Origin of the sequence: Pseudoalteromonas sp. P1-13-1a, from assembly GCF_001401875.1 — a bacterium.
In the GTDB taxonomy this organism is placed as follows: Bacteria; Pseudomonadota; Gammaproteobacteria; order Enterobacterales; family Alteromonadaceae; genus Pseudoalteromonas.
In genome coordinates, this window is the sequence record NZ_LKDV01000002.1 from 165,857 (window position 1) to 190,544 (window position 24,688).

General features: G+C 39.3%; 24 protein-coding genes. 7 read left to right on the forward strand and 17 right to left on the reverse strand.

Annotated features, from left to right (window positions below):
* The first annotated feature begins 345 nt into the window (after window positions 1-345).
* Together AN391_RS02845 and AN391_RS02850 are read left to right on the forward strand one after the other, a co-directional pair.
* Window positions 346-807 carry a globin gene (locus AN391_RS02845; protein WP_055013991.1) on the forward strand — a complete coding sequence of 154 codons (462 nt, stop codon included), beginning with the start codon at window positions 346-348 and terminating at the stop codon, window positions 805-807.
* A gap of 83 nt (window positions 808-890) precedes the next feature.
* Entirely contained in the window at window positions 891-2,447 is a 1,557-nt protein-coding gene (locus tag AN391_RS02850) for a cryptochrome/photolyase family protein (RefSeq protein WP_055013992.1), read from the forward strand.
* A 53-nt stretch (window positions 2,448-2,500) separates the two neighbouring features.
* Here AN391_RS02850 and AN391_RS02855 read toward each other — a convergent pair whose 3' ends face one another.
* The 9 genes from AN391_RS02855 to AN391_RS02895 form a co-directional block, all read right to left on the reverse strand.
* Complete coding sequence (locus tag AN391_RS02855) at window positions 2,501-2,947, reverse strand: Hsp20 family protein (RefSeq protein WP_055013993.1); 447 nt, start codon at window positions 2,945-2,947, stop codon at window positions 2,501-2,503.
* A gap of 261 nt (window positions 2,948-3,208) precedes the next feature.
* Window positions 3,209-3,739, reverse strand: a complete 531-nt coding sequence (locus tag AN391_RS02860) for a peroxiredoxin-like family protein (RefSeq protein ID WP_055013994.1) — start codon at window positions 3,737-3,739, stop codon at window positions 3,209-3,211.
* Between the two features lie 259 nt (window positions 3,740-3,998).
* The gene (locus AN391_RS02865) at window positions 3,999-5,393 is read right to left on the reverse strand and encodes a sigma-54 dependent transcriptional regulator (RefSeq protein ID WP_055013995.1); all 1,395 of its coding nucleotides are present in this window, start codon (window positions 5,391-5,393) and stop codon (window positions 3,999-4,001) included.
* Window positions 5,394-5,404: 11 nt separating this feature from the next.
* Window positions 5,405-5,776, reverse strand: coding sequence for an Hpt domain-containing protein (locus AN391_RS02870; protein WP_055013996.1), 372 nt, complete (start codon window positions 5,774-5,776; stop codon window positions 5,405-5,407).
* A gap of 100 nt (window positions 5,777-5,876) precedes the next feature.
* Window positions 5,877-6,692: a bifunctional diguanylate cyclase/phosphodiesterase gene (locus AN391_RS02875; protein ID WP_235575940.1), complete on the reverse strand. Its 816-nt coding sequence runs from the start codon at window positions 6,690-6,692 to the stop codon at window positions 5,877-5,879.
* A gap of 289 nt (window positions 6,693-6,981) precedes the next feature.
* On the reverse strand, window positions 6,982-7,272 hold the full coding sequence (locus tag AN391_RS02880; RefSeq protein WP_055013997.1) for a hypothetical protein: 291 nt from the start codon (window positions 7,270-7,272) through the stop codon (window positions 6,982-6,984).
* A gap of 481 nt (window positions 7,273-7,753) precedes the next feature.
* Window positions 7,754-10,558: a PAS domain-containing hybrid sensor histidine kinase/response regulator gene (locus AN391_RS02885; protein ID WP_055014127.1), complete on the reverse strand. Its 2,805-nt coding sequence runs from the start codon at window positions 10,556-10,558 to the stop codon at window positions 7,754-7,756.
* Window positions 10,559-10,565: 7 nt separating this feature from the next.
* The gene (locus AN391_RS02890) at window positions 10,566-11,162 is read right to left on the reverse strand and encodes an isochorismatase family cysteine hydrolase (RefSeq protein WP_055013998.1); all 597 of its coding nucleotides are present in this window, start codon (window positions 11,160-11,162) and stop codon (window positions 10,566-10,568) included.
* 21 nt (window positions 11,163-11,183) lie between these two features.
* Window positions 11,184-12,212 (reverse strand): response regulator, encoded by a 1,029-nt coding sequence (locus AN391_RS02895; protein ID WP_055013999.1) that lies wholly within the window; start codon window positions 12,210-12,212, stop codon window positions 11,184-11,186.
* A gap of 263 nt (window positions 12,213-12,475) precedes the next feature.
* Here AN391_RS02895 and AN391_RS02900 point away from each other — a divergent pair, with 263 nt between their 5' ends.
* From AN391_RS02900 to AN391_RS02910, 3 genes are all read left to right on the forward strand, one after another.
* Window positions 12,476-12,739, forward strand: a complete 264-nt coding sequence (locus AN391_RS02900) for a GrxA family glutaredoxin (RefSeq protein WP_004587283.1) — start codon at window positions 12,476-12,478, stop codon at window positions 12,737-12,739.
* A 162-nt stretch (window positions 12,740-12,901) separates the two neighbouring features.
* Window positions 12,902-14,704: a DEAD/DEAH box helicase gene (locus tag AN391_RS02905; RefSeq protein WP_055014000.1), complete on the forward strand. Its 1,803-nt coding sequence runs from the start codon at window positions 12,902-12,904 to the stop codon at window positions 14,702-14,704.
* 132 nt (window positions 14,705-14,836) lie between these two features.
* Window positions 14,837-15,427, forward strand: a complete 591-nt coding sequence (locus AN391_RS02910; protein ID WP_055014001.1) for a hypothetical protein — start codon at window positions 14,837-14,839, stop codon at window positions 15,425-15,427.
* 81 nt (window positions 15,428-15,508) lie between these two features.
* On the opposite strand, the gene AN391_RS02915 is transcribed toward AN391_RS02910, so the two are convergent.
* The 6 genes from AN391_RS02915 to AN391_RS02940 all read right to left on the reverse strand — a co-directional run bounded on the left by AN391_RS02915 (window position 15,509) and on the right by AN391_RS02940 (window position 20,418).
* The gene (locus AN391_RS02915) at window positions 15,509-17,065 is read right to left on the reverse strand and encodes an AbgT family transporter (RefSeq protein WP_055014002.1); all 1,557 of its coding nucleotides are present in this window, start codon (window positions 17,063-17,065) and stop codon (window positions 15,509-15,511) included.
* Window positions 17,066-17,216: 151 nt separating this feature from the next.
* Window positions 17,217-17,492, reverse strand: coding sequence for a YfcL family protein (locus AN391_RS02920; RefSeq protein ID WP_055014003.1), 276 nt, complete (start codon window positions 17,490-17,492; stop codon window positions 17,217-17,219).
* Between the two features lie 4 nt (window positions 17,493-17,496).
* Complete coding sequence (locus AN391_RS02925; protein WP_055014004.1) at window positions 17,497-18,627, reverse strand: ATP-NAD kinase family protein; 1,131 nt, start codon at window positions 18,625-18,627, stop codon at window positions 17,497-17,499.
* Entirely contained in the window at window positions 18,617-19,171 is a 555-nt protein-coding gene (locus AN391_RS02930) for an elongation factor P hydroxylase (protein ID WP_055014005.1), read from the reverse strand. Before AN391_RS02930 ends, AN391_RS02925 begins: the two co-directional genes overlap by 11 nt.
* Window positions 19,172-19,272: 101 nt before the next feature.
* Entirely contained in the window at window positions 19,273-19,920 is a 648-nt protein-coding gene (locus AN391_RS02935; RefSeq protein ID WP_055014006.1) for a glutathione S-transferase family protein, read from the reverse strand.
* 117 nt (window positions 19,921-20,037) lie between these two features.
* Window positions 20,038-20,418 (reverse strand): DUF4112 domain-containing protein, encoded by a 381-nt coding sequence (locus AN391_RS02940; RefSeq protein ID WP_055014007.1) that lies wholly within the window; start codon window positions 20,416-20,418, stop codon window positions 20,038-20,040.
* A gap of 329 nt (window positions 20,419-20,747) precedes the next feature.
* On the opposite strand from AN391_RS02940, the gene AN391_RS02945 reads away from it, so the two are divergent.
* Window positions 20,748-21,362, forward strand: coding sequence for a DUF6795 domain-containing protein (locus tag AN391_RS02945; protein ID WP_055014008.1), 615 nt, complete (start codon window positions 20,748-20,750; stop codon window positions 21,360-21,362).
* Between the two features lie 13 nt (window positions 21,363-21,375).
* A complete protein-coding gene (locus tag AN391_RS02950; RefSeq protein ID WP_055014009.1) occupies window positions 21,376-22,530 on the forward strand; it encodes a lipase family protein in 1,155 nt (384 codons plus the stop codon).
* A gap of 62 nt (window positions 22,531-22,592) precedes the next feature.
* Here AN391_RS02950 and aroC read toward each other — a convergent pair whose 3' ends face one another.
* Together aroC and prmB are read right to left on the reverse strand one after the other, a co-directional pair.
* Entirely contained in the window at window positions 22,593-23,690 is a 1,098-nt protein-coding gene (gene aroC / locus AN391_RS02955) for a chorismate synthase (protein ID WP_055014010.1), read from the reverse strand.
* A 58-nt stretch (window positions 23,691-23,748) separates the two neighbouring features.
* The gene (gene prmB, locus AN391_RS02960; RefSeq protein WP_055014011.1) at window positions 23,749-24,684 is read right to left on the reverse strand and encodes a 50S ribosomal protein L3 N(5)-glutamine methyltransferase; all 936 of its coding nucleotides are present in this window, start codon (window positions 24,682-24,684) and stop codon (window positions 23,749-23,751) included.
* Window positions 24,685-24,688: the final 4 nt, after the last annotated feature.

Sequence of the window (24,688 nt, forward strand, 5' to 3'; positions counted from 1 at the left end):
GCTGTTAGTGGTTAATCAACCGCTAAACAATGGCGGCTATTATAAGGATATACGGGGTAATTAGCAACCATAATAACTAATAAGTTTGATAAAATCAGTGACCCCCCATTTTAAGCTTCGCTAGTATGTATTATGATTATGCAGATATTAAAATGGTAATTGTAACGTCACTAACATCTACGTAAAAAGCCGTATATTCATAAATAAAATGTCTAAAATTCATAAAAATGATACAAATTTATGCTTTTTACGTTTAGATTACGTGCGATATGTGAGCGACGCACTATACTAAAAGCTCTCCGATGTGGATAAAAATAAAAATTACAAAATTTAATGAGATTGCTAATGAATACTTATCAGCCACAGTTAATTAAAAGTTTGCATATAGTTAAGCCAAACTTTCATGCGTTTACAGCACGCTTTCATGCTAAGCTTGAAGAGTCAAATATAACAATGCAATACCCAAGTGCGGCCTACTTTAACGAAAAAAGTTATATACTGTATTGCGTCTTAGAACGCATAGTTAGGCATTTGAATAACCCATCATCTGTTGCCCCCTTTTTAGCCTTTCACTTGCAATATTTAAAAAAGAGGAATGTGACGCCAAGGGAAATATCACTACTTTGTGACGCCTTTTACGACACACTAAGCGAGCACCTAGGACGTTTTTTTACAGCACAAACGCAAGTTGCTTGGCAAAAAGCGCTTCGTTATTTTGAAAGCTTTGCTAATACAACATTGTTTAATAAAACAAATGTTATTTCGCTAGAACAAAAAATATCTCAACTTCGCGCAAATAAGGTTTAAAAGACTCACTGATTTTTTGGTTATGAGCAGACTTTCTAGATCTATGTTGTCGATTTTTACGTACAACTAAATTTAGGTGGTTTATGTCTCGTTTTAAGGTTTTGCGCCTGATATTAGGTGATCAACTCAATGCTTCACATTCGTGGTTTAAAGAAAAAAGCCCTGATACGCTTTATTTAATCGCCGAGTTAAATCAAGAAACCTGCTATGTTAAGCACCATGTGCAAAAGTTATGTGCTTTTTTTTATGCGATGGAGCGTTTTGCTACGGCTTTACAAAGCGCTAATTACAGCACACTTCACCTTACCCTTGATGATACCCACCAAGACAAAACCTTACCCGACTTGATTGCGCGAATAGCTAAACAGTACCAATGCAGTGAAATACATTATCAATACCCTGATGAATACAGGCTCAAAGCACAGCTGAGCAAGTTTAAGAAAGAATCACCTTTTACCGTTAAAGCCTATGACACTGAACATTTTTTGCTGCCATTTGAACGTATTAACGAACGATTTGAAAAAAACAAACATGTGACTATGGAGCACTTTTACCGTGCTATGCGCAAACAATACAATATTCTTATGGATGGGAGTAGCCCACAAGGAGGACAATGGAACTTTGATAGTAAAAACAGAAATAAATTTAAAAAAGCAGATTTGAACGCTATTCCCCCGCCAAAAGTATTTGATAACGATGTTAGCACTATCATTAGCAGACTTAAAAAACATAACGTAAATTACTTTGGTCAAATAAACCCTAAGCAGCTCCCGTGGCCGCTTACTCGCAACCAAGCAAAAACCTGTTTAGAGTATTTTTGCACTCACCTATTAAAAAACTTTGGCCAGTTTCAAGATGCAATGACAGATCAAGTCGCCAATAACGCAAGCTTGTACCATAGCCGTTTATCGTTTGCTTTGAATGCAAAACTAATCCACCCGCTGTACGTTATAAAGCGTGTAATTGACGAATATAATGCTCACCCTGATACAATTTCGATTTCTCAAGTAGAGGGCTTTGTTAGGCAAATCCTAGGTTGGCGTGAGTACGTCCGCTGTATATATTGGGTAAACATGCCCGACTATGCACAAAAAAATCAATTACAGGCAAAGCAGTCGTTACCGAATTACTTTTGGGATGGTGATTTAAAAATGAATTGTTTAAGTCATGCTTTAACACAGAGCTTAGACACCGCCTACGCTCATCATATTCAACGGTTAATGATCATTGGGAACTTTTGCTTATTAACAGGCATTTACCCTAATGAGGTCGACCAGTGGTATTTAGGGGTTTATATTGATGCCATCGAATGGGTTGAAATGCCTAACACCCGTGGTATGAGCCAATTTGCAGATGAGGGTATTATTGCCACTAAACCCTATGCAGCCAGTGGTAATTACATTAATAAAATGAGTGATTACTGCAAAAACTGTCACTACGATGTTAAACAAAAAGTAGGTGATAAGGCGTGCCCTTACAATAGCTTATATTGGCAATTTATGGACAAACACCGCGCACTACTTGAAAAAAATCCACGCATCGGCATGGTATATAGAAACTGGGATAAACAAGCGCCTGAGCTCCAACAACAGACCTTAGACCAAGCGAATTATTATCTAACGCATATAAATGAGTTATAAAAAAAAGCCGCCTAAGCTTAGGCGGCTACAATCAAAAAAATATAAACTAGCGATTACTTACCTTCAATTAGGTTGCTAGCGCCAATTTCAATTTTGCGAGGTTTAAGTGCTTCCGGAATTTCGCGCTCTAGGTCAATGCTGAGCAGACCGTTAGCTAAATCGGCACCAAGTACCTTTACATGATCCCCTAGTTGAAACTTACGCTCAAAGTTACGCTCTGCTATACCTTGATGAATAAACTTGCGTTCTGCATTTTCATCTTTATTTGGTTTAGTGCCTGCAACTTTTAAAGTGTTGTTCTCTGACTCAATGGTCAGTTCATTTTCACTAAAGCCAGCAACGGCCATAGTGATTCTGTATTTGTCTTTATCGAGCGCTTCAATGTTGTAAGGGGGAAAGCTAGGCTGCTTGTCTGTACGCGCTGCCGCATCCATTAAAGATGCTAAATGATCGAAGCCGATGAATGAACGATAAAGTGGTGATAAATCTACTGTACGCATAATAATATCCTCATATTTAAGCGATATAATGTTGTTACTTTTCGTTTGAACAAGTACAACACAATTAAATTAAATTAAATTAAATTAATAATATAAATTTCAATAACTTATGTATTTTTTGGGACCCATCAGGCGTCCTCACTAAACTATTTATGGGCAGTAAAATAGTTTTCAAGTAATTTTATTAAAAAAAGTGAAAAAAAATGAAAAAGGCACAAAAATGTGCCCTCATCGTCTATTCAACAAATTACTCAGTACATGTTACTTAATAAAAGTACCGCGAATTGGGTAGTCGTTTTCGCGTGAAAATTTAATACCGCTTAGTAACTGCTTAAGGCTTGGGCGAACAAATGGACTATTTGATTTATCAAGCATTTGCACTTGGTTATCTTCGTTTAAAACAATAATGCAAGGCTCAGCAAAGGGGTGATCTGTTTCAGCATCACTACGCGGCTCGCTAATGTATAAGCCTAAATCTGTCATTTGCTCCATGGTCAAATTGTAATAAAGAGGGAAATTTACGTCTATTTTTTCAAGATGCTTTTTAAGCTGCGCTTCGCTATCGCCACTTACTGCTACAACTTCTACCCCTGCGCTGGCAAACTCGTCATGCATGGTTGCAAGCTCGTTGAGTTGCTCGGTACATTTAGGGCAATGCTGTCCTCTGTACACCACTATCATTTTCCAAGGTTTGTCGCTTACGCGGTCAACTAAATTCACGTTGTTGTTATCTAAATCACATACCACTAAAGGCTGCATTACACTTGCTGGCTGTAAATTAACGTTACTCATTGTGATCTCCTTTTACTAATAAACTTAGGGTGTAGTAATAGAGCTTAGGGTGTCTTTTTTTATTTCAACCATGAAAATGTAACTGAAAAAAAAATGGCAGGCGATTCGCTTTTATTAAGCAGCCTTGTTTAATGTGATTAAGAGAATTATAAGCTATGAGCAGAATAATAAAATGTTAGATAAAACAGGCACCTTGCTTTTTTTAAGCAGCAATTAGTACAGTATAAACCCCAAGCAGGTGTAAGGAAGAAGCGTGAAGCTAACTCCAGCCTTTTATTTTTCTGTAAATAGTCGAGGCGCTTACACCCAAATAGGCCGCAGCAAGTGGTATGTTATCATCGCATACCGCTATTGCCGACTCTATTGCTCTTTTTTCAACCTGCCAAAGGGGCTCTATGTCGTGCACGCCCATAAGTGAGTTAGTTTGTAATGGCTCTGAAGATTGAGATGGGCTAGTATTTTTGCTTGGAATAGCAGAATTAACACCGAATGAGCTTGGTAGCATATCTAGCTCAACAATTTCACCATCATTAATAACAACTATATTTTCTATAACATTTTGCAGCTCACGAATATTACCGGGCCAATCGTAGTTGCAAAAAAGATTTTCAACTTCTTTTGAAAAACGATGGAACAACTTAGCGTTACTTTCACTTTTTTGTTTTAAAATATGCTTTGCAAGCAACATAATATCGCCAGCTCGCTCACGCAGCGGTGGTAATTTTACAGGAATAACATTAAGTCTGTAGTATAAATCTTCCCTAAAACGCCCTTCAGCAACTTCAACTACGGGACTTCTATTTGTTGCGCACACTAGCCTAACATTACTGTGTAAAACCTCGCTACTGCCTACTCGATTAAACGCGCCTGTTTGCAAAAAACGTAATAGTTTAGCTTGCAAATTAAGCTCCATTTCACACAACTCATCTAAAAATAAAGTGCCACCATTTGCCACTTCTACAGCGCCTTTTCTATCACTTAACGCGCCGCTAAAAGCCCCTTTTACATGACCAAAAAACTCGGATTCAAATAGCTCTCCAGGAATAGCAGCACAGTTAATGGCTATAAACGGCCCTTCACTTCTTGGACTCGTGTCGTGTAACGTTTGCGCGCACACCTCCTTCCCTGTACCACTTTCACCAGTAATAAAAACACATGCTTTACTTCGTGCTGCACTATCTAAAAGCCTAAACACTGTTTGCATTGCGAGTGACTCACCAATAAATGCTGACGTGCTTGGTGCTTTTTGTTTTTGAACTTTAACAGCAGGAGTGGTTTTCTGTGAAAGCGCACTATCAACTGCGCTTACTAAGCGCTGCCCTGAAAACGGTTTCTCTAAAAAATCAAAGCCTCCTAAGCGCATTGCCTCAACAGCTACATCAATAGAGCTATTTGAGGTGATCATCACGACATTCGCTGGCTTTTCCTGTTTTTTTACAAACTGCAGCACCTCTAAGCCACTAATATCGGGTAAACAAACGTCCTGCACAATAACGTCGGGCATCGTGTCTTTTATAGCAACCAAGGCTGAATAACCATCGGTAAAGTGCCGGCATTCATGGCCAGCCTGCTCTAGTTGACTCGCGTATAGAGCCCCACTTGCAATGCTATCTTCAACAATATAAATCAGTGCTTTTTCTTGAGGATCGTTCATAGCAGAACCTTTTAAGTAATATTTTGTGCAATAACTTGATATGCAGCATGGGTTTTTTCTAGATTATGTTGAACGATTTGGGCAGCATGGATATTTTCTTCAATGGTAACTGGTGGGTAATCATGTAACTGGCTAGCTAGGGCTGCCAGAGTTAAAGCACCGTAAAGCGCGGCAGAATTTTTAAGTACGTGCATTATATCTTTAATATTATCTTCATCTTGCTCATCAATAGCTTGTTTAAGTCGAAGTCGCATTTCCTCTAATTCAGTAATAAATAAATTTACCAGCCTTACTAAAGTGAGTGAGCCAACATCTTGCTCTAATTGCGCTAGCACATGTGCTTGAGTAATGGTGTTGTCTATATGTTCTTCTGGTATTGGCATATCAGGCCTTTATTTATTATTGTAATGTAATGCTTCACTAGGTTTATACTTTTAGAGTAAGTCGTTTTTCGCATTTTGCAAATTGAAACACTCAGTTAAGTTACATTTTTACCCAAGTCGCCGTATTATTAGCTAAACTACTTGGCCTGCCGAGTAAGTAACCCTGCGCGACATCACACCCTAGCTGCTCTAATATCTGTAATTGCTCACGATGTTCAATTCCCTCAGCAATGGTTTCAAGGCCTAACCTTTGCGCCATAGCGATAATTGCGCTGCACAACGTAAAGTCCTCATTGTTAGTTGTAATACCGCTTATAAAACTACGGTCTATTTTTAGCCCATCAATATTAAACTGCCGTAAAAGCCCCAGCGAAGCATAGCCCGTACCAAAATCGTCTAGCCAAATTTTCACCCCTTCTTTGTGAAAATGCTCAAATGTTTTGGCTATACGTTGAGGACTTTTGATTAACGCTGTTTCTGTTAATTCTACTTTTATGGCCGCTGGATCTATCTGATATTTATCGAGTAAAGTCATTACTTTAGAGAACACATTCCCTTCAATAATTTGTATAGGTGAAATGTTTAGTGAAATAGTTATATCGTCCATACCTATCTTTCTCATTTCGCTTAAGTCACTCAGTGTTTGCTTGAAAATCCAATCCCCCAAATCTAAAATCATGCCTGATTGCTCCACATGCGGTATAAATTCGTCGGGGCCAACCGCACCATAGCGTGAAGATTCGCAACGTACTAAAGACTCAAAGCCAACTAGTTGACCACTAGTTAAAGACACAAGAGGCTGATAAACCATATTAAAGCAATGGTTTTTCATAGCATGCGTCATAATTTGCTCTAGTTCGTGCCAGCGTGCAATGTTGACCGTATTGGTAGGCTCTAAGCTTTTAAACGCATTCATAAATTTCTCCACAAATAAAGGCAAAACATAAACTTGTTATACATTAGCAATATACAGACCAAAAATACGTATAAAAGAATAAATAAAGTCTATACTTTCAATGGGTTAAATTTATCTATTTAGCTTGAAATCATCTGGAGGGATATTTGCATTTTGCAAATCACACTGACACGCAAGTTGAGGAAAAACACGTAAAAAATGTCGTTTTGCGTTTATAGAGCAGCATAAAATAAAAAGGCTGACCTAATTACTTAGAGTCAGCCAAAAAATACTAAAGGGGAAGTATTGTTTAATTGTTTAAACCTTGCGAGCCTGATTGCTCAGCTTGCTCATTGATGTTTTGGGCGTAATTTAATGAAGCACTTTCAATAGTGGCATTGTCTAACTCACTATTACTAAATTTATTCGTAAACATCTCAGTATTGCCTTCGTTAACAGGCTCAATAGTAACTGTGCCTCTCAGTGCCGTTGCACCCACAATAACCGCTGCAACAATAATAATAGACAGCACCATTAACTCAGGAGTAAGAACAAAAGACATTTTTTTTGGTTGCTGTTTAACTTTAGTATTAGTTTGCATAATAGACACCTTAAAATCATATGACGATATAATAAATTTGTAACTGCGATTATTTCGCTTTACTTGATGTCTATGTAGCGAAAGCCATGCCACATTAAATTAAATGAGGATAAAAAATTTAAGTCTTTATAAATCAATAATTAAAATAATATGTTTAATAGAAGAAGATAAAAACTCGCTGAGTAACCAATTGCATTATGAAATTCAATTTCATTTTGATTTGCAAAATGCAAACCAATTTAAAAATAATTCAAAAGGAGCAGGTATGGATTAGTTTTATAACCAAAAGAAACTAGTATTAAGGTACCAATTAGTCGTTTAGTTAACAGCTTAAGGTTTAGTAAAATAAAAAAATTAATTCATAGTACATTTTAAAACACGTCTTCTACCTTCAAAAAATCATTAACTTTAAATATCGATGTAAGGCCTTATTTGGTCATATTTAGCTTTGGTTTAAGCTGTAATACAACGGTGTTACTTTTTACTTTAATAATGACCAAATTTCATTAATACGCTCTAGCTTAGAGTGTTTAACGTCATCAAGTTTTGGTAAGTATTGATTCAAAAGCAGATTAAGTTTTCTGCTAATTATTGGTTTTGCTAAATAGTCATTCATCCCTGCCTTAATAAAACGCTCTTTATCGCCATGAATAGCATTTGCTGTTAGCGCTATAATAGGTGTAACGATAGATAATTCTCTGATTTTTTTAGTCGCAGAAATACCGTCTAAAATTGGCATTTGTATGTCCATAAATATTAGATCTATTGTTTGAGTTTTAACTTTTTCAACTGCCTCTAGTCCGTTGCTAGCTATTTTTACTAAACACCCTTGCTGCTCTAAAAATTGCTGAATGACTATTTGATTATTTTTATTGTCTTCAACAACAAGTACATGTGTACCTTTAAATGGTTGAGCCTTTATTGTGTTTGTATTTTTCGAAATTTCTTTTTTATTAGTAAAAATAATATTAAGGTGAAAAAGCGCTTCCTCAAGTGCAACAATTGCTCTAGGGAGGTGAGAAGGTTTAAAGGGGCCATTTAGTCTAAGCATGCCATCGCTTGGTGCCTCTTCCTTTTGGCTCTTACCTAATAAATCTATCAGTAATAGGCACGGCTCATTTAAACGCGGGTGATTTTTTAAAAATTGTTGCGCTGCCTCTAAATCACGCTTGTTAGTTGTAACAATAGCGTCAGGTGTTGCAATAGAGCTTAACTTCGATAGGCTTTGAACACGTGAGTAATCAATAGAATGGCGGGTAAGCATATGCTCTATCGCTGTGTTTAGGGGGGAGTTTTTACTGAACACACAAACATTAGGTTTTTTCGCTCTAGCAGAAAACCCTTCCCTTTGCACTTGCCCGCTTGTGTCTATGAGTAACGGGTAAGTAACAATAAACTCACTCCCTACACCAAACTGGGAATTGACAGTAATATCACCCCCTGCAGCATCACATATTTGCTTACATATGGCTAACCCTAAACCACTACCGCCATATTCTCGTGTAATAGAATTATCAGATTGAATAAAGGGCTTAAACATACTGTCGAGTTTGTTTTGAGCAATTCCTATACCAGTGTCTTTGAAGCTAAGCTGCAACGTAAATTTATTGTTTTTAAATTCGGCACACTGGGCAGTGACGATGAGTGCCCCTTTTTGGGTAAACTTAATAGCATTCGAGAGTAAGTTTATAGCTATTTGCCTTATACGACCATGATCGCCAATCACCTGAACCGGAACATCAGGGTGCAGATCAAAAATGAGCTCAAGCCCTTTTTGTACAGCGCTTTCGCTCACTATATCAATAGCTTCTTCTAAACAAGTGTCGAGACTAAATGGCTGATTATCAATCGAAATTGCTTGTGCTTCAAAACGCGAGTATGTCAATACATCGTCTAATATGCTTAATAACGCATCTGAGCTTGTTTTAATCATCTGAGTGTAACGTTTTTGCTCAGTCGTAAGCCCTGTGTCATGCAAAATATCAGCACACCCAATCACCGCATTTAAAGGTGTACGTATTTCATGACTAATATTTGCCATAAATCGACTTTTAGACTCCGCCAACGACTCTGCCTGATGCTTAGCTTCTAAGAGTATTTGTTCAGCTATCACACGCTCTTGAATATCCACAACGGTAGCGGCTATAGACGTTAAGTGTGTACCGTTAAATGAAGTAATTGGTGTAAGGGTCATTTCAACCCAGTTTGGCTCGTTTAGTGCGTTAGTGAATCTAATATCCAAGCGCTTTACTTCTCGGCTGCCATCTGTATAGCTGGCGAGAGCCGTATTTAACTTTTCAACATCCTCACACATTATAAAATTAGCAATGGGCAAACCAAGGTGTTTATTCATGTCAGTTTGAAAGAAATCTTGCCACGCTTTATTCATAAACAATAAACAGCCCTGCGCGTCTAACCGCAATACAATATCAGGAATATTATCGACCACAGAATGGTAGTTATATTCTATTTCGGCCATTGCTTGTTCAGCTTTTACACGCTGGGTAATGTTCGTTTCTATGGCTATAAAATGCTTAACTCTTCCATCGTCGTCTTTTACCGGAGTGGCATCAATAGCCACCCAGTATTCGTTTTGATACTTATCATAATTGACTGTTTCAATTTGAAATGGCTCGGCATTTTTTATCGCTCTAGCCATTAATTGGCGTGATTCTGAGCTGGTTTTTGGTCCTTGCAATAGCTTACCGGGGCTAAGCCCGATGACTTCCTCACATTTATAGCTGGTCAGTATTTCAAAGCTTTTATTAACCCACTCTATTTTACCGAAACGATCGGTAATTATGACTAAATTATTAGTATGGCTTGCCACTAAAGAGAGTCGCTTGGCATACACTTGTTGCTCGGTGAGCAGGTATTGGTAATCTTTGTGGCGTTGTATATCATGTAAAGAGCCAATAAAACCGCCGTTATCGTCACACGCTATGCGCATTTCGAACCAATTACTTAGCCCATCATTGTTTTTAACCTGCAGCTCTATGCTTGCGCTAAATGACTCATCAAAAATAGACTCAATATATGCCGACAGCTTTAATCTGTCTTTAATTTCTAATAAAGAGGTAATTTTTTTACCTATAAGCATGGCCGGTGTAAACCCTAGCTTATTGAGCCACGCTTCGTTGACGTAACTAAAAACTAAATGCTTATCGCATTCAAATACACACTCATCAAGCAAAGCAAGTAGTTTAGTTTGCCTGCGAGTGTTTGCTGAAAGTTGCTCAATTAACGCATAGTGGACTTGTACTTGTAGCTCATCTTTTTCTTCCATTTTCGCCTCATTCATTTACTAACTCGGCATGGCTGCACACCTTGGCATAGAGTGGAAAAACGTCTTCACAGTAAAATGTTTGCTCAAATGGCGTTCTACTTGATGTGCAGTCATTAAGCACCGTCACGTTAAAACCTAGCTCCACAGCTGAACGTGCAGTCGAATCAATACAAATAGAGGTCACCGTGCCAGCCAAAACAATATCGGTTATTCCGTTGTTATTGAGTACATTCGCAAGCTCTGTATGAGTAAAGGCATTGAGCCCTCGTTTACCTGGAATTTGCACAATACGTTCGCCATATTTATCGAACTCTTTAATGCCTTGCGCCCCGTAAGAGTTTGCTTTAAAAGCACCGACTTCGGCAATGACTTTTAAAATACCAATGGGGTTTTTAAGCTCGCTGTAATCTTGTGTAAAGTGAATGGGTGTACTAAGCACTAAAGCGAATTTGTCTATGTATTTGTCTAACAGCGCTAAGGTGTTATTTACCACACCGGTTACCCGCGATGACTCTTCAACAACTTGATATAAAATGCCATCAGGTGAAAAATAGTCGTTTTGAAAGCCTATAAGTAGCAAAGCTGTTTTTGATAAATCGTTCATAGCGTTCTCCTAAGTAGAGTTTTAGGCAGCTTGCCAAGGCTTTATAAACTCTTCTAATACCGCTTTTGTAACTGGTTTTTGAAGATAGTGAGTCGCCCCTTTTTCAAAAAGCTGCGCAATTTGCTGCTCTTCAGTAATGCCCGTTAAAATGACTTTTGGTGTATTGTCGTTTGGGGTATTTTGCTTAATGAGTTGCTGGGCTACATCACTGCCAAACATTCCCGGCATACGCTCATCTAACAGCAGTAAATCGAAAGGTTCTTGCTGGGCAATGAGTAAGGCACTTGAGCCATTTTCTGCGCACGTCACGGCGCACCCGAGCATTTCAAGCATAACTTTGGTAGCAACTTGACTTGGCAAGCTATCATCAGCAACCAGGACTGATAATTTATTGTGAGTATTAAGGTTATTTATCGCGTGCACTAAATCAGTATCAAAAAAAGGCCACGCTAATACCGGCTGTGACATAACCTGTTGGTCTTGTAACTCACTGAGCGCATCAAATGCACAAATTTTTATGCTTTGTGACTCGTCATTATTTAAAAGGTGGTTAGCGAGCGCTTCTGCAGATAAGTGACGTGCATCTTCGATATTTAAAACATTATCGTTGCTGCCCTCGGCGAGTTTTAAACCAAAGTTTTGTGCACTTGAATTAGCTAAGTAGTGAATGCTTTGGTGTAAATCTGGGTTACTACTTGATGCATTGACCCACTCCTTACCTGTATCGACAGATAATATTGGCTCACGGGTTGCTAGCAAACCATGGATGTCAATGGTGTGCATTTCAGGGTTAGAGTCTACCCAGTAATTTAAATTAACCCCCTGTAAATTAGCCTCTACTGTTAGCACAAAATTGCTTTTAGCGGCTTTTAACGAAGGCAAAATAAACGCCTCACATTGTATAATCATCTGCTCAGGGGCAATCTGTAAACAAATATAATTACACTGTAATTTGTTGATGAGAGTAATTGGCACATTGGTGTTATTTGTTTTGCAAAAGCGTGCAATTACCCCTTGGATAATTTCTAGTACATGGCTGTTATTACTCATCATCATTCCTAACAGGTTGGCTATGCACTTAAATATCAATTTATATGCCACCTGCTTACCATTACTAATACGATGAATTTATTAGGTTTAAAAACTACTTAACTTAAAGGCAATCGAGTTTTTTGCAAATTGCAATTCAAAATGCATGGCAAATGAAAAATTAAGCGACTTTACATAAAAACGGAACTTACCAATCGATTTTTTGCGCTTTAAATTATTTATTAATCGTTTAATATGAACCTAAATTTATTGAGGAGAGTATTATGCTTACTGTAATTTTTGGCCGCGAGGGCTGCCCTTTTTGTGTACGTGCTAAAGACGTAGCCGAGCAACTATCTAATGAGCGTGATGATTTTAAATTTCGTTATATCGATATCATCAAAGAAGGTATTAGCAAAGCTGATTTAGAAAAGTCTGCAGGTAAACCCTGTCCAACTGTGCCGCAAATTTTTGTAGATCAAACACACATTGGTGGATTTACTGAATTTGAAGCCTACGCTAAAGAAAACCTAGGCCTATACAAATAACCCTATGTATATAGCTTGTTAACCAGTTTAAAAAATCAAAAACTTAAACTGGTTAAATTTCGACCAACATCAATCACATACAAATTAGTTGTAATTTATACAAGCAATTGCCTCGTATTTCCTATACAATGCGCGCCTCTTTAAATTCGTTGAGGCGTATTAATGTCAGAACCAGTCACGTTTGAATCTCTAAATCTTTCTCCTGCAATTTTAAAGGCAGTTGAAGAGTTGGGTTACAAGACACCATCTGAAATCCAAGCTCAATGTATACCGTTATTGCTAGAAAGAAAGGACGTACTGGGACTAGCACAAACGGGTACAGGTAAAACAGCAGCATTTGCACTGCCGTTACTAAACAATATTGACCCGTCTGTGAAACAGCCACAGATCCTTGTACTCACACCAACCCGTGAGCTTGCGATCCAAGTTGCTGAGGCATTTGAACAATATGCAAAAGGTACTCGTGGTGTAGAAGTATTAGCACTATACGGTGGCCAAAGCTACAGCATTCAATTAAGCGCACTTCGTCGTGGCGCACAAATTATTGTTGCTACTCCAGGTCGATTAATCGATCACATTAACCGTGGCACTATCAAGTTTGATGCTTTACAAGCACTAGTACTTGATGAAGCCGATGAAATGTTACGTATGGGCTTTATCGATGATGTAGAAAGCATCATGGAAAAAACGCCACGTGAAAAGCAAACATGTCTTTTCTCAGCAACCATGCCTAAGCAAATTCAAAACATCAGCAGTAAATATATGAATAACCCTGAACAGGTTCATATTTCTGCTAGAAACTCAACGACATCATCTGTTGAGCAAGTGTTTTGGAATGCTCACGTACATAAAAACAAAGCCATTGTTCGTTTCTTAGAAGCAGAGCAATACGAAGGCGCTATTGTTTTTGTACGTACACGTAACGACACAGTGCAACTTGCTGAGTTATTAGAGCGCGAAGGTTTCTCTGCAGCTCCACTTAATGGTGACATGAACCAGCAAGCACGTGAGCGCACGGTTGACCGTTTAAAAAGCGGAATGATCAACATCGTTATTGCAACAGATGTAGCAGCACGTGGTCTTGATGTTGACCGTTTAAGCTTAGTTATCAACTACGATATTCCGCAAGACTCAGAAGCTTACGTTCACCGTATTGGCCGTACAGGTCGTGCTGGACGTACTGGTAAAGCGATTTTATTTGTTAAGCATAACGAACGTTACTTGCTTAAAAATATTATTCGCCATACTAAATCTGAAATTGCACAAGTTGAACTACCTACAGCTAAAGTAGTTGAAGAAAAGCGTATTAATGCGTTAAAAGAAAAGCTTACGCTTGCTCTTGAAAACAAAGACATTACGTTCTTCAATGAAGTAGCTGCTAGCATGGCGCAAAAACTAGACTTATCTTTAGAAGACTTAGCAGGTGCGTTACTGTGTTTAGCACAGCAACAGTCACCAATTAAAGTTGAAGAAGTGAAGGTTCAACCTCGTAACGAGCGTAATTCACGTAACGAGCGTGGCGATCGTGGTCGCCGTGGTGACCGTCCTGAGCGTAAACCTCGCGAGCGTAACAGCCGCAATGCAGGCCCTATGGATACTTACCGTATCGAAGTGGGTCGTGAGCACGGTGTACAGGTTAAAAACATTGTAGGCGCGATTGCTAACGAAGCGGACATCTCAAGCAAGTTTATTGGTGACATTCGTCTACACGACAGTCACAGTACGGTACAATTGCCGCAAAACATGCCTAAAGATGTACTTGATCACTTCCAAAAAGTGTTTATTTGTAAACGCCCAATGGGTATGACACTAACAAAAGATCAAGGCCCAGCTGAGCCACGTGGTGAGCGCGCTGAGCGTCCAAGTGGCGACAGAAAGCGCAACTTTAACAAAGACAACCAACGCGGTGATAAGCGTGGTGGTCCTCGTAAAGAACGTCGCCCAGTGAGCTTCACATCTAACTAAGCGTTATAGCTTATGTTATAAAAAACCTTGTCACGAAAGTGCCAAGGTTTTTTTGTTTTAAAGCCACTGCTTTAGTAAAAAATAAAAGTTCTGTAAACTAAGAAAAAACTATAATTCACGGATGAATTTACATTGAAAAAATATTATGACAACTTGCTCTTTGCAGCAATAATTGGCTTCCCAATTCTGAATATTGCCACGCTTATACTAATAGATTTTACCGATCCACCATTTATTGAAAATAAAATTTATGAGGCTATTTTTTATATAGCGCTTCCTATTTTTTGCGGGGAATTATTTATCTATCTCCATATACTTGTAATCAAAAAATATAGGCGTTGCAGTAAATACAGGGAGCATCTTAAAGGTAGCTTTTCAGATACAAAAATGAAGTTATCATTAATCTTCACCTACCCAATACTCCCTTTGTTAATCTATGCAACTTTCTATTTTTTACTCTCTGCCCCCATTGAGTTATGGGCTTACTACACGCAAGGCGACTATTGGTATAAGGAATATATCCTCACTGATATACAAGAGTGTGGGTCTGATTATGAAGATAGTTGTACTCGCTTATACTTTAAAGACCCTACTACTAACAAAACGCACGACTTTGGATGGTACGACGATAGCTCTACAATAATGAACAGCAAAAACGATTATGTGTATATTGTTGGTGAGGCGAGTTTATTTGGCTATATAGTGAGAGAATTAGAAAGGTGATAAAAACTTTTTTATACATTGCAGCATTTTTATATAAAAAACCTCACTCAAGTGAGTGAGGTTCATAAATTAAGTTTTAAATTAAGGTAACGTTGGATAAACGTAACTCGCATCTAACCCTAACGGAATACCGAGTGCCCAATACCCTAGCAAGAAAATACTCCAGCCAATCATAAACGCGATTGAGTAGGGGATCATAAGTGCGATAAGCGTGCCTATACCGGTATCTTTTACGTACTTTTGGCAGTAAACCACAACCAATGGGAAATACGGCATAAGTGGGGTAATAATGTTTGAGCTAGAGTCTCCGATTCTGTAAGCCGCTTGGGTTAAATCGGGTGATATACCTAGTTGCATTAACATGGGCACAAAAATAGGCCCAAGTAACGCCCACTTTGCTGAGCTGGAGCCAACGAACAAATTTACAAAACCGGTCAAAAATATAATACCCACAACAGTTACAGCGCTTGGCAACTCCATTGCCTTTAAAAGCTGCGCTCCTTCAATGGCCATTAACGCCCCTAAGTTAGACTTAGAAAACGCCGCAATGAATAACGCACAAAAGAACGCCATTACAATGTAATAAGCCATGCCACTCATTGCGGTGCTCATCGCATCTATCATATCTTTTGAGGTTTTAAAGGTTCCAACGGTAAAACCATACACGGCACCAGGTATCCAAAATAATAAAAAGATTAAAGGCACAATAGATTGCATAAGGGGCGATCTAAAATTAGTCAGTGAGCCATCGGCACTGCGCATTGCTGAATCGGCAGGAGCGGATACAAATGCAAGTAAAGCAAGCCCTACAACCATTACGCTACTGGCTATAAAAAAGGCGCGTTTTTCATCACTTTTAGCTTCATCGAAGGCTGGTAAATTTTGGGTATCTTCATTAAGCGGTGTGTTTTTTAATCTTGGCTCAATTATTTTGTCAGTAATATACCAGCCTAATAAAACAATAAATAAACTCGAAGCAGAAGTGAATGCCCAGTTATTGAGGGGGTTAATCGACATATCGGGGTTAATAATTTGCGCTGCACTTTGGGTAAAGCTTTGTAGTAATGGGTCTATCCCTGATGGAATAAAGTTAGCGCCAAATCCACCGCTCACACCTGCAAACGCTGCTGCAATGCCCGCTAATGGGTGTCGCCCTGCGGCAAAGAAAATAACACCTGCTAGTGGGATCACCAATACGTAGCCTGCATCGGTTGCAGTATGGCTTACAATAGCCACTAAAATCACTGAAGGGGTTAACAGTTGCCTTGGGGTAACTTTAAGCATTAACTTAAGGCCCGTATTGATATAACCCGAGTGTTCAGCCACCCCCACACCTAACATGGCAACCAGTACCACGCCCAGTGGTGCAAAGCCCGTAAAGGTTTTTACCATGGAAGATAAAAACGAGGCGAGTGAGTCGCCCTCTAGCAGGTTATTCACAACAATGGCTTGACCTGTACGTGGGTCTAACGCATCAAAACTTACGCCAGATAATAACCACGAGCACAACCAAATAAGTAACATAGCGAATAAAAAAATAATCGCCGGATCGGGTAGTTTGTTACCAACCCGCTCCACAAAATTTAAAAAACGTGCGATTAACCCTGTAGGTACCGCTGCTTGATTATTATTGTTCATTTATAGCTCCCAAATAGGTTTTAGTAACAATATACCATTAATGAGTAACAGTAAATTAACTAATTAATCTATTATGGGCACAAATAAAGCATAAAAAAACGCGGCTTCATTATCGTTGCCGCGTTTTTTGTAATTGTGAACTAAGCATCCGTTAAGCGAGGGCTTTCACTTCTTCCCAAAGCCTAACAACCAAGGTTTTATCTTCTTCGTTTAGCTCGCCATTGCGGTATGCTTTTACTAAGCTTTGCTCCACAGTTTCGTTGAGCTCATCAATAGAAATTGTCAGCTCTTCTACTTGGGCATAGCCTACTGCAAGGTCGTAATGTCCGCGCAAGTAACCACCAGCGAACAGCTCATCATCTGTTGCTTTAATTACTAAATCATCAAAGTATTGCTGCGCAGCATCAATATAATTCACTAAACTCATTGTGTTACTTCTCCTGGTTTTCATAACCGACAGCATACATAATATGGTCGTTATAGCCGGTGGTTACTTTAATGTAACCTGTTAATTCATCATCTAAAGCGCTATCGCCGGTGTCACAAATAAGTGGACGCCCGTTCAACGCGTGTAATTTGGTTTTAGTTGCCACCACTATGATATTGTCTTTGCCGATGGCACGGATAAGCTCAGGGCTTAGCTGCTGGTTACCGCGGCCAAAAATATGGCCTTGCCCGCCGATTAATGTAATAACCAATTGAGTCGCATGCCCTTGCGTGTACTCAAGTAATTGCTTAGCCGTTAAATCTTGCGCAACTAGGGTTTGATTTTTAATTAAATCAACACCTAACAATGTGTTCTCAAGCCCCATTTCTTGCATTATGGCTTCAACGGTTGAGCCACTTCCCATGATGTAATAAGTGTCTTCATCCATTTCACTCACCACATGCGCTGCAATATCGGCAAGCACGAGCTCGTCTGTTTCTTTACCGCCATTTTTAACCGCTTGTACATAACGTACTTCGCTTGGTATTTGCATTTCACCGTAGCGCTTAGCTTTTACGGTGCCTTGCCTAAACGCCTCTTCGTCAATATCCATTACATCGGCATCTGCAAGTGTAACCAGCTCGCCTTTTACTAGCATTTCTACTACTCGTCCAGCTGCTTTAGGGGTAATGGCATAGACGCCAGAGTGAATTTTACAGCCAGCAGGTATACCCAGCACTGGTATAGTATCTTCTATGGCATGACAAATATTACGCGCAGTACCATCGCCACCAGCAAACAGGACTAAATCAACATCTAAATTTTTAAGTAATTTAGCGCTGGCCTCTGTATCGTCGGCGCTTGTTACGGTATTAGCGGTATAAATTACTTCAACATTAAAGCCTAATGCGCGTGCTGTTTTTTCGCCCATATCGCCATTTACAGTATATATTGTTAACTGCTCTTGATAGGGTACAAGCACTTCTAGGGCTGCCTGTGTGCGGCTGTTAGCTTTGGCTTGCGCACCCAGCTCAATTGCCTTTGCAGCCGTGTTTTCGCCATCGCTCCCTTTTAAAGCAACGCTGCCACCAAGTCCTGCAACAGGGTTAATAATTAAGCCTAACTTAAACTGCATTTTGTAACTCCTGAGGGTGATGCCAATTAAATTGCTGAGCGGTTAACGGCCACGGTGTTTTATAAAAATCACTTAACGCTTTTAATAATGCATGGGTGCGTGCGTTAACTCCCTGCTCTAATAATATTAATACTTGCTGGTGTACTCGCGCCTGAAAGTCAAACCGACAAGTTTGCTCGCCGTTCAAGTTATCTACCGACACATTAAAATCAAAGCCCGCAGCGGTGCTAAGTAGCCACTCTATTGCTTGTGGCTTTATTTCTACATTTTCGAATTCAGCTTGCTGGTGTTTATCTCGCCCATCTGGACAATACCAATACCCATAATCTTCAAGCTCTCTGCGTTTATTACCAGCCACTAACCAATGTGCTATTTCATGCAGAGCGCTGGCGTAAAAGCCGTGTGCAAATACAATTTGATTAAACCCATGGGTTTTATTGGCAGGTAGATAAACAGGCTCATCATCACCTTTTACTAAGCGAGTGTTATGGCTTTGATAAAAAACACTATCGAAAATAGATATAAGATCGGCTATATGATGCATAAAAACTGATTAATTCGTCTCGGTTACAGCGCAAAATTAGCGCACTAAAAACGAGACGAATTGTACGGGCTTTTAACTTTAAAGTAAAAGTGATGAGCGAGTTATACCTCTACTCCCGCCTCATCGCACTGCACTATATCGGTTTCTGTAAGCGCTTGGGTTATCCACTTTTGCAAAACAGGGCAACGCATCACAAAATCACAATATTGCTGCGCCTGTTCTGATAGCGTAATTTGATAGGTTTTTAAGCGCAATACAATAGGCGCGTACATCGCATCGGCAATACTAAAGTCACCAAAAAACCATGCATTGGGAAACACATCTTGTTGCAGTGCAAAGATCTCATCTATGCGAGCGATGTCTTTTAGTGCTTCGTTTGATAGATCTACTTTACGGGTTGCTCGTATGTTCATTGGCATTTCGTTTCTAAGTGCCATAAAGCCTGAATGCATTTCAGCGCTTAACGCGCGTGCTTTAGCTCTTTGGGTAATATATTTTGGCCATGCGGCACCAGATAAATAAGCATCGTTAATATATTCACAGATTGCGAGCGAGTCCCACACCTGCAGATCACCATCAATTAACGCCGGCACTTTTTGAACATGAAAGTGTTGTTTTAGTTCGTCGTAAAAATCACTGGTGTCGAGCACAAGCTGGGTTTCGTCAAATGGGACATCAAATTTACTCATTAAATACCATGCGCGTAATGACCAGCTAGAATAGTTTTTATTACCGATAAATAATTGCATTTTGTATATACCAAAGTGAATAGGCTTCTCTACCTTACTAGGTGATTAAACAACCAACAACACTTTGTTTTTTATTCTTAATAAAAAAATTTAAAGCCTGTAAAAAGACTATTAGTATCAATTAGCTAGCTGCGCATTTAAATATTTTTTTAATAAACGGGTATTGCGGGTGTTGGCTTTAAAAAAAGCATCAAATATATCGCCAAAAAATGGAACTAAACCGCCTACAAAATCAATCAGCATATTAATGATAATCTTTGTTTTTATGCGTTTACTTACACCTAAACGCTGCGCCTCTACTAATACATAGCTTGATAAAATAAGCCCTGCGGCATCCCCTATAATGGGTATTAAACCAATCACAGCCTCTAGGCCAATATTAAATTTAGTAAAAGGAATACCAATGCTGCTGTCTGTAAAATGACTAAACTTTTCCAGACGTTTCAATGTTGATTCATATTCTGAATGCGTGGAGTGAGTTTGAATATTCTTACTCATAGTAGCTACTTTTTATGTGATGTTGTCATATATAAGCACTTAGGATATTAATACCTAATGAATTATTAAAAACTAACAAATATACACTCAAGAATAAGTTTAATTAAAAATTATTTGTAAGCCGACAGAATTAATATAGATACATCTGCCGAAATACTGGGCACTCTCAGGGTTAATAACTTATACAGGCTACATAAATAAATGAGATTTGCGAGAATGAACATGCGTTTATTCATTAACTATTAAATCATCTTAGGGAAATAGGTACAGCTCGCTTTACATACATTTTATTCTTAGTTAAAATTTAAAAAATTATGCAAGGATTGCCTATGAATAAATCTATTTATTTACCTCGATTCGCCATCCTATTGATTCTTTTTTGTGCTGTTATTTTTCCCGCCCTAAGTCAAGGAGAAGATATGTTTAGCTGGTTCAAAAAAAAGAAGGAAGTATTTTTAAGCCCTGAAGTCAATGGTATTGTTACAAAAAATGGCACACCAGTTGCTAACTTAGAAATCATTCGCTCTTTAATCTATATAGATGAAAAAGTCCACCGTGATACTGTATACACAGATCAAAATGGACGTTTTCACTTTCCCAAAAAAACCATTTTTTCTTCAATACCAAATAAGCTATTAGTTGAAAACCGTGTTTCGCAAGAAATCTTTATTGAAGATTGTGACACCTTAATACCGCTTTGGATTGCAACTCAATCAGGGATTGATGAAGTCCCTGAATATACTAAAAAACTATCACTTTTAAATTGTGAAATAACCAACCCTCACGTTGTATTTGAGTTTAGAAATCAAAAAAATATACAACGTAGCTATGTAGCGCAAAGTATTTGTCGATGGGAAGAAGACTTTTTACCTTATAAACTTTTAAAAGATGGTAAAGAGTACCTGATAAATAACTACGATTTAACAGATTTAACTGAAAGATAAAAGGAAGATTGACATGGAAGAAGTCCAAGCAATATTACCCCCAAATATAGCTGCCACCATAGCGGCCAGAGTTTATGATATAAGAACCTCTTCGTCATTTACAAAAGAATTAGGGCAAAGTTTTGACAGAGATTTTAAAATCACCAACAACCAAATTAAAGGTGTTAGTGGTGGCTTAATCAATCAACTTCTAAACCGCACTACAGGTTTCGCTTTGACTGCAGAAGGTGCATCACAACAATTTAAAGGCCACCATATTATTGGTATACGTGGCACTGTTTTTACCTCCTGCGCCGACTGGCTAACAAACCTAAACGTAGCAATTAGTCATGGCCCTAAAAACTTAGAAGTGCACTCTGGCTTTGAGAAAGCCTTTACCAGCATGAAGCCGATGTTTGCAAATTATGTCAAGCAACATAAACCGAAGTGTTTACACTTTGTTGGCCATAGTTTAGGTGGTGCGATTGCCCAACTATCAGCAATATGGGCAAGTGAGCAAGGTATCCCCACCAATTTATATACGTTTGGTGCGCCAAGGGTTGTGCTAAATCATTCGGTGCATTCAGCTGCACACAATGTTGGCCAGTACCGAGTAACGCACGGTGCAGATCCTGTACCCTGCGTACCAGCTTGGCCGTTTAGTCATACCTCAAGCGAATATCAAACGGCGATGAATGAAGGATCATTTTTTAATATTGGTGCACACTCTATGGAAGAAGACACACCAGGTTATGTTAATACTGTGGCAGCATACAAAGATTTTGGAAGTATGGAAAGTTCACTAAAAACTCTTCACTATAATCATACGGTTTTAAAATATGCTCTGCGTTATAACGTGACGTTCTCATATAGATGGCAGCGAATTATTACCGATGGCTTAATTACCTTTTTAAAGAAAACTGGCCAATACGCCTTTATTTCTGCACAAGCAGGTCTTAGCATTGGGTTAACTTTTTATGATATTTTAGCGCGATGCTTACATGAATCTGTGGTTAAGTTTGTAGAGCTTACAGAAGAGTTAAAGGGGTTAATTGGCCACATGCTTGCTTTTGTAGGTAAAGCGTCATACGAGGTAGTAGAGCTCACAACTCAATTTATCCGTTGGGTGTTAGGTTTAATGATTAAAAAGCTCTATATGGTTGCGAAACAAGCCATTGACCGTATTTAAGTATAGTCAGTTATGTAAGTGCGGCATCAAATATCAGCCGCATTTATTATAGTTAAAGGCGCTTAAATAGCGCCGTTAATTGGTCCATGTTCATGGTTAACATGTGGGTTTTGCCCGCGCTGGCGCAGCAAATGGTCCATTAGTGTAATGGCCATCATTGCCTCAGCAATAGGAATTGCACGAATACCAACACACGGATCGTGACGCCCTTTGGTGATCATCTCTACTGCTTCGTTTTCAGTATTAATGCTTTTACCTGGAATAGTGATACTTGATGTAGGCTTAAGCGCAATTGAGGCAATAATATCTTGCCCTGTAGAAATACCAGCAAGTACGCCACCTGCGTGGTTTGAGGTAAAGCCTTCTGGGGTTAACTCATCACGATGCTCTGAGCCTTTTTGCTCAACTACATCAAAGCCATCACCAATTTCTACACCCTTAACGGCGTTAATGCTCATAAGTGAATGCGCAATCTCAGCATCTAGCCTATCAAATACAGGCTCGCCTAATCCTACTGGTACATTGCTAGCCACAACTTTTACTTTAGCGCCCACTGAGTCACCTTGCTTTTTAAGGTCTCGCATGTACTCATCAAGCGCTTCTAGCTTACTTGCATCAGGGAAAAAGAATAAGTTGTTTTCAACTTCATCCCAGTCATAGCTTTCGGCTTTTATTGGCCCTAGTTGGCTTAGGCATGCTTTTACTTCAATACCATGAAACTGCTTTAAGTATTTTTTAGCAATGGCGCCTGCCGCTACACGAATTGCGGTTTCACGCGCAGAAGAGCGACCACCGCCGCGATAATCGCGCAGGCCGTATTTGTGCCAGTAAGTGTAATCGCCATGACCTGGGCGAAACACATCTTTAATTTTACCGTAGTCTTTTGAGCGCTGATCGGTATTTTCGATAAGTAAACCAATGCTGGTGCCTGTGGTTTTGCCTTCAAAAACGCCTGAAAGAATTTTTATTTGATCGTCTTCTCGGCGCTGCGTTGTATAACGGCTTTGCCCAGGTTTACGACGGTCTAAATCAATTTGTAAGTCGGCCTCTGTGATCTCAAGGCCCGCGGGAGCACCATCTACAACACCGCCTAGAGCAACGCCGTGGCTCTCACCAAAGGTGGACACTTTAAACAACTGCCCTATGCTATTACCTGCCATTAACTTTCCTCATTCCTAATGACTACAAAAGTTGCCGAGCTTGTGCTCGGCTTAAAATTTATTTAGCAAAATACGTATCAAGCTGCACTTTGCTTATTACAAATACACCTAAGCCACCTTGCTCAAACTCAACCCACTCAAAGGGTGCGCCCGGATACAAGGCATCCATATGTACCATAGAGTTACCAACTTCTACAAATAACAAACCGTTATCAGTTAGATGATTGCTTGCATGCTCTAAAATAGTACGTGTAACGTCTAAGCCATCATGGCCAGATGCTAAACCAAGCTCAGGCTCATGATGAAACTCACGTGGTAAATCAGCCATGTCTTCAGCATCAACATACGGTGGGTTGGCTACTATTAGGTCATACTTTTGCCCTGGCACACCACTAAATACATCTGACTGAATAGGCAGTACGCGGTCGCTTAGCATATAGTCGTTTATATTTATATCTGCTACTTCAAGCGCTTCATACGATATATCAACCGCATCTACTTGCGCCGTTTCAAACACCTGAGCAAGCGCAATGGCAATACAAGCAGAGCCTGTGCATAAATCTAAAATACGGTTAACGCTTTGCGGCTGCTCAAGCCACGGTGAAAACTTATTAGCAATAAGTTCTGCAAACGGCGAGCGCGGAATAAGCACACGCTCATCGACATAAAATGGCATGCCCGCAAACCAAGCAGTGTTTGTTAAATATGGCACCGGCGTGCAGTCGTTTATACGCTCTGCGATTAACCCTACTAGGCGGTTTTTTTCTGTACTTGTTAACCGCGCATGCATTAACTCTTTGGGGGCATCAATAGGTAAACTTAATGCAGGAAGTAATAAGCTAACGGCTTCATCCCACGCGTTATCTGTGCCATGTCCAAAAAATATTCCACTACTTGCAAATTGGCTTGTAGTCCAGCGTAACCAGTCATGTAACGTTGACAGTTCTGCAACAGCTTCATCAAGTGTTGCTTCTTCTATTTGTAAATCACTCATATTT

Coding starts and splice junctions, on each gene's coding strand:
- AN391_RS02845 (WP_055013991.1), top strand. CDS start 346: ATGAATACTTATCAGCCACAGTTAATTAAAAGTTTGCATATAGTTAAG.
- AN391_RS02850 (WP_055013992.1), top strand. CDS start 891: ATGTCTCGTTTTAAGGTTTTGCGCCTGATATTAGGTGATCAACTCAAT.
- AN391_RS02855 (WP_055013993.1), bottom strand. CDS start 2,947: ATGCGTACAGTAGATTTATCACCACTTTATCGTTCATTCATCGGCTTC.
- AN391_RS02860 (WP_055013994.1), bottom strand. CDS start 3,739: ATGAGTAACGTTAATTTACAGCCAGCAAGTGTAATGCAGCCTTTAGTG.
- AN391_RS02865 (WP_055013995.1), bottom strand. CDS start 5,393: ATGAACGATCCTCAAGAAAAAGCACTGATTTATATTGTTGAAGATAGC.
- AN391_RS02870 (WP_055013996.1), bottom strand. CDS start 5,776: ATGCCAATACCAGAAGAACATATAGACAACACCATTACTCAAGCACAT.
- AN391_RS02875 (WP_235575940.1), bottom strand. CDS start 6,692: ATGAATGCGTTTAAAAGCTTAGAGCCTACCAATACGGTCAACATTGCA.
- AN391_RS02880 (WP_055013997.1), bottom strand. CDS start 7,272: ATGCAAACTAATACTAAAGTTAAACAGCAACCAAAAAAAATGTCTTTT.
- AN391_RS02885 (WP_055014127.1), bottom strand. CDS start 10,558: ATGGAAGAAAAAGATGAGCTACAAGTACAAGTCCACTATGCGTTAATT.
- AN391_RS02890 (WP_055013998.1), bottom strand. CDS start 11,162: ATGAACGATTTATCAAAAACAGCTTTGCTACTTATAGGCTTTCAAAAC.
- AN391_RS02895 (WP_055013999.1), bottom strand. CDS start 12,212: ATGAGTAATAACAGCCATGTACTAGAAATTATCCAAGGGGTAATTGCA.
- AN391_RS02900 (WP_004587283.1), top strand. CDS start 12,476: ATGCTTACTGTAATTTTTGGCCGCGAGGGCTGCCCTTTTTGTGTACGT.
- AN391_RS02905 (WP_055014000.1), top strand. CDS start 12,902: ATGTCAGAACCAGTCACGTTTGAATCTCTAAATCTTTCTCCTGCAATT.
- AN391_RS02915 (WP_055014002.1), bottom strand. CDS start 17,065: ATGAACAATAATAATCAAGCAGCGGTACCTACAGGGTTAATCGCACGT.
- AN391_RS02920 (WP_055014003.1), bottom strand. CDS start 17,492: ATGAGTTTAGTGAATTATATTGATGCTGCGCAGCAATACTTTGATGAT.
- AN391_RS02925 (WP_055014004.1), bottom strand. CDS start 18,627: ATGCAGTTTAAGTTAGGCTTAATTATTAACCCTGTTGCAGGACTTGGT.
- AN391_RS02930 (WP_055014005.1), bottom strand. CDS start 19,171: ATGCATCATATAGCCGATCTTATATCTATTTTCGATAGTGTTTTTTAT.
- AN391_RS02935 (WP_055014006.1), bottom strand. CDS start 19,920: ATGCAATTATTTATCGGTAATAAAAACTATTCTAGCTGGTCATTACGC.
- AN391_RS02940 (WP_055014007.1), bottom strand. CDS start 20,418: ATGAGTAAGAATATTCAAACTCACTCCACGCATTCAGAATATGAATCA.
- AN391_RS02945 (WP_055014008.1), top strand. CDS start 20,748: ATGAATAAATCTATTTATTTACCTCGATTCGCCATCCTATTGATTCTT.
- AN391_RS02950 (WP_055014009.1), top strand. CDS start 21,376: ATGGAAGAAGTCCAAGCAATATTACCCCCAAATATAGCTGCCACCATA.
- aroC (WP_055014010.1), bottom strand. CDS start 23,690: ATGGCAGGTAATAGCATAGGGCAGTTGTTTAAAGTGTCCACCTTTGGT.
- prmB (WP_055014011.1), bottom strand. CDS start 24,684: ATGAGTGATTTACAAATAGAAGAAGCAACACTTGATGAAGCTGTTGCA.